The organism is Variovorax sp. 20P10.2.4, assembly GCF_058244205.1.
In genome coordinates this window covers 1-4,631 of the sequence record NZ_JBZAYE010000583.1, presented here as the reverse complement: position 1 = coordinate 4,631, position 4,631 = coordinate 1, and the positions used below count along the sequence as shown (strand labels likewise).

5 protein-coding genes are annotated in these 4,631 nt (G+C 68.9%); all 5 read left to right on the top strand.

Annotated elements, in window-relative coordinates; all coding sequences use genetic code 11:
• The coding region (locus AC27VN_RS33490; protein ID WP_490879351.1) for a PaaD-like zinc ribbon domain-containing protein at positions 1-183 on the top strand (183 nt) is incomplete at its 5' end.
• Between the two features lie 11 nt (positions 184-194).
• On the top strand, positions 195-1,289 hold the full coding sequence (gene paaE, locus AC27VN_RS33485) for a 1,2-phenylacetyl-CoA epoxidase subunit PaaE (protein ID WP_093351767.1): 1,095 nt from the start codon (positions 195-197) through the stop codon (positions 1,287-1,289).
• Between the two features lie 45 nt (positions 1,290-1,334).
• Positions 1,335-2,480: an ABC transporter substrate-binding protein gene (locus AC27VN_RS33480; protein ID WP_093351770.1), complete on the top strand. Its 1,146-nt coding sequence runs from the start codon at positions 1,335-1,337 to the stop codon at positions 2,478-2,480.
• A gap of 114 nt (positions 2,481-2,594) precedes the next feature.
• Entirely contained in the window at positions 2,595-3,623 is a 1,029-nt protein-coding gene (locus tag AC27VN_RS33475) for a branched-chain amino acid ABC transporter permease (protein ID WP_093351772.1), read from the top strand.
• A partial coding sequence (locus AC27VN_RS33470) for a branched-chain amino acid ABC transporter permease (protein ID WP_490879350.1) occupies positions 3,620-4,631 on the top strand: 1,012 nt, incomplete at its 3' end. The genes AC27VN_RS33475 and AC27VN_RS33470, both read left to right, overlap by 4 nt.

Here is a 4,631-nt window from a genome sequence, read left to right as displayed (position 1 = left end):
CAGGCCGCCGGCACCGCGGTGCCGATCCGCCTGTTCGGCCGCCTCGCCGGCGAGCGCATCGCCTGCCCGCGCTGCGCGAGCGAGCGCACCGAGCGGCTGTCGGCCTTCGGCTCCACCGCCTGCAAGGCGCTGTACCGCTGCCTCGCCTGCCGCGAACCCTTCGAACATTTCAAGCCGATCTAGGCCCCACGCCGATGAGTACCCTGTTCCACCCCCTGCGCGTGAAGGCCATCGAGCCCGACACGCCCGAGGCCGTCATCGTCTCCTTCGAGGTCCCCGAGACGCTGCGCGAAGTCTTCGGCTTCACGCAGGGCCAGTACCTGACCCTGCGCAACGAGATCGACGGCCAGGACCTGCGCCGTTCCTATTCGATCTGCGCCGGCGTCGACGACGGCGAGCTGCGCGTGGGCGTGCGCAAGGTGCGCGGCGGCCAGTTCTCCAACTGGATCAACGCCCACCTCAAGCCCGGCGACTCGATCCAGGTGATGGCGCCGCAAGGCCGCTTCTTCGTGCCGATCGAGGGCGAGTCCGCGCGCCACCACGTCGGCATCGCGGGCGGCAGCGGCATCACGCCGATCCTGTCGATCATGAAGACCGTGCTGGCGCGCGAGCCGAAGAGCCGCTTCACGCTGATCTACGGCAACCGCCAACTCCAGTCCACGATGTTCAAGGAAGAAATCGAGGACCTGAAGAACCGCTACATGACGCGCCTGGTGCTGCAGCACGTGTTCTCCGACGAGCACACCGACTCGCCGCTGGGCTTCGGCGTGATGAACCGCGAGAAGATCGGCGAGTTCCTGCAGGGCCTGGTGCCCGCGGGCAGCATCGACCACGTCTACATCTGCGGCCCGTTCCAGATGAACGACGAGGCCGAGGCCGCGCTGCTGGCCGCGGGCGTGCCCGAGGAACGCATCCACATCGAGCGCTTCGGCGTCGCGCTGCCCTCGGCGAGCTCGACCGCCCAGGTCGGCGCCGTGGTGCACGAGGCCCTGCCCGGCGACGCCAAGCGCGCGCGCGTGACCATCGTGCGCGACGGCCTGCAGCGCGAGATCACCTACACCGAAGGACAGCCCAGCATCCTCGACGCGGCCTCGGCCGCCGGCCTCGAGGTGCCGTTCTCGTGCACCTCGGGCGTGTGCGGCACCTGCCGCGCCAAGTGCGTGGACGGGGAAGTCCGCATGGAAAGAAACTTCGCGCTCGACAAGAATGAAGTGGCCGCGGGCTTCGTATTGACCTGCCAGGCCCACCCCCTTACCGAACGCGTCACGCTCTCGTTCGACGAGCGCTGAGATACTTCAGGCCTCAACCTTTTTTCAACCGGAGACAAGCCAACCATGAAATTCTTCAAGCCCCTGCTGATCGCCGCCCTGTGCGCCACGGCCCTGTCGGCCTGGGCCGACGTCAACGTCGGCGTGACCATCTCGGCCACCGGCCCGGCGGCTTCGCTGGGCATCCCCGAGAAGAACACGATCTCGCTGATGCCCAAGACCATCGGCGGCCAGAAGATCAACTACATCGTGCTCGACGACGCCTCCGACACCACGGCCGCCGTCAACAACACGCGCAAGCTGATCGCCGAGAACAAGGTTGACGTGATCCTGGGCTCGACCACCACGCCGGCCTCGCTCGCGATGATCGACGTGGCCAGCGAGGCACAGACGCCGATGATCTCGGTGGCCGCCTCGGCCCGCATCATCGAGCCGATGGACGCCAAGAAGAAGTGGGTCTTCAAGACGCCGCAGAACGACATCATGATGTCGCTGGCCATCGCCGAGCACATGGCAGCCAACGGCGTGAAGAGCGTCGCCTTCATCGGCTTCTCCGACGCCTACGGCGAAGGCTGGTCGCAGGAATTCGCCAAGGCCGCCGAGCTCAAGAAGATCAAGGTCGTGGCCAACGAGCGCTATGCGCGCACCGACACCTCGGTCACCGGCCAGGCGCTGAAGATCATGGCCGCCAAGCCCGACGCGGTGCTGGTCGCCGGCTCGGGCACGCCGGCCGCGCTGCCGCAGAAGACGCTCAAGGAGCGCGGCTACACCGGCAAGATGTACCAGACGCACGGCGTGGCCAACGCCGACTTCCTGCGCGTGGGCGGCAAGGACGTGGAAGGCACCTTCCTGCCGGCCGGCCCGGTGCTGGTGGCCGACCAGCTGCCCGCCGGCCACCCGGTGAAGAAGTCCGCGCTCGCCTACGTGGCCGCCTATGAAGCCGCCTACGGCAAGGGCTCGGTCTCGACCTTCGGCGCGCACGCCTGGGACGCCGGCCTGCTGATGAGCTCGGCCGTGCCGGTCGCGCTCAAGAAGGCCCAGCCGGGCACGCCCGAGTTCCGCGCCGCGCTGCGCGACGCGCTCGAGCAGACCAAGGACGTGGCGGGCGCGCACGGCGTGTTCACCATGAGCGCGAGCGACCACCTGGGCCTCGACCAGCGCGCGCGCGTGATGGTCAAGATCGAGAACGGCGCCTGGAAATTCCAACCCTGATCGCACGGGGCTGAACGACGGACACCGCGGGCCGGCGCCACCGGCCCGCGGTGTTCCTGCAAGAGGGGCACGGTTTTTCTCTCGCCCCTGGTCTTCTGAAGGAAAGTTGGTCGTATGGATTTGCAGATCGCCCTGCTGCTCGGGCAGGACGGCATCGTGAACGGCGCGGTCTACGGACTGATGGCGCTCGCGTTGGTGCTGGTGTTTTCGGTCACGCGCGTGATCTTCATCCCGCAGGGCGAGTTCGTCGCCTTCGGCGCGCTGTCGATGGCCGCGCTGCAGGGCGGCCGCGCGCCGTCCACGCTGTGGCTGCTGCTGGCGCTGGCGCTGGCCGTGCTGGCGATCGAGGCCTGGCGCTGGAAGCGCGGCGCCACGGTCGACTGGCGCTCGGCGCTGACCTGGTGCGTGGCCTTCCCCGCGGTGGCCGCCGCGCTGGTGCTGGTGCTCAAGCCCACCTCGCTCGCGACGCAGGCGCTCACCGTGCTGGTGCTGATCGCGCCGCTGGGCCCGCTGCTCTACCGCCTCGCCTACCGCCCGCTGGCCGATGCCAGCGTGCTGATGCTCCTGATCGTCTCGGTCGCGCTGCACGGCGTGCTGATCGGTCTCGGGCTGTTCTTCTTCGGCGCCGAGGGCTCGCGCACCAGCGCGTTCTCCGAGCTGCGCCTCGACCTCGGCGGCATTCCCGTCACCGGCCAGTCGCTGGTGGTGGTCGGCGTCACGCTGGTGCTGGTGATCGCGATGTTCTGGTTCTTCGGCCGCTCGATGATCGGCAAGGCGCTGCGCGCCACCGCCATCAACCGCGTCGGCGCACGGCTGTCGGGCATTCCCACCGAGCTCTCGGGCGACCTGAGCTTCGCGCTCGCGGCCGTCATCGGCGCGGTGTCGGGCCTGCTGATCGCGCCGATCACCACGGTCTACTACGACACCGGCTTCCTGATCGGTCTCAAAGGCTTCGTGGCCGCCATCGTCGGCGGGCTCGCGAGCTATCCGCTGGCGCTCGCGGGCGCGCTGCTGGTGGGCCTGCTCGAGGCCTTCTCCTCCTTCTGGGCCAGCGCGTACAAGGAAGTGCTGGTCTTCACTTTGATCATCCCGGTGCTGTGGTGGCGTTCGCTGCGCAGCCATCACGTGGAGGACGAGGAATGAACCCGTCTTCATCGACCCCTGTGGCTTCTTCTTCCGCCAACGCCGTGCCCGAGGGCCGTCCGCTCGTCACGCCGCGCGTGCTCACGCTCGTGTTCATCGTCGCGCTCGCGCTGGCCTGGGGCTGGCTGCCGCCCTTCACCGTCACCGTGCTCAGCAACATCGGCCTCTATGCGCTGGTGGCCGTGGGCCTGGTGCTGCTGACCGGCGTCGGCGGCATGACCTCCTTCGGCCAGGCCGCCTTCGTCGGCATGGGCGCCTATGCCACGGCCTGGATCTGCACCTCGCCGACCGCGGCCGGCTGGCTCGGCGGCCTCGCGGGTTCCGCGCTGGTGCCCTGGCTCGGCCTGCTGCTCGGGCTGGTGCTGACCTTCGCGCTGGCCTGGGCGCTCGGCGCGGTCACGCTCAAGCTCTCGGGCCACTACCTGCCGCTGTGCACCATCGCCTGGGGCCTGAGCCTGTACTTCCTGCTCGGCAACATGGAGTTCCTCGGCGGCCAGACCGGCATCACCGGCATTCCGCCGCTGGTGATCGCGGGCGTCTCGTTCGCCACGCCGCGCATGCTGGGCGTGGTGATCTGGGCCGTGCTGCTGCTCGCGCTGTGGGCCATGCACAACCTGCTCGACTCGCGCGAAGGCCGCGCCATCCGCGCGCTCAAGGGCGGCCGGCTGATGGCCGAGTCGATGGGCGTGGACACCGCGCGCCACCGCATCAAGCTGTTCGTGCTGGCCGCGCTGCTGGCCGCGATCTCGGGCTGGCTCTATGCCCACATGCAGCGCTTCGTGAACCCCACGCCCTTCAACCTCAACATCGGCATCGAGATGCTGTTCATGGCGGTGGTCGGCGGCGCGGGCCACCTCTGGGGCGCGGTGCTCGGCGCCACGCTGATCACGCTGCTGAAGGAGAAGCTGCAGGACATCCTGCCCGCGCTCTTGGGCACCAGCGGCAACTTCGAGGTGGTGGTGTTCGGCCTGCTGATGCTGTTCGTGCTGCAGCGCTTCGCCGACGGCC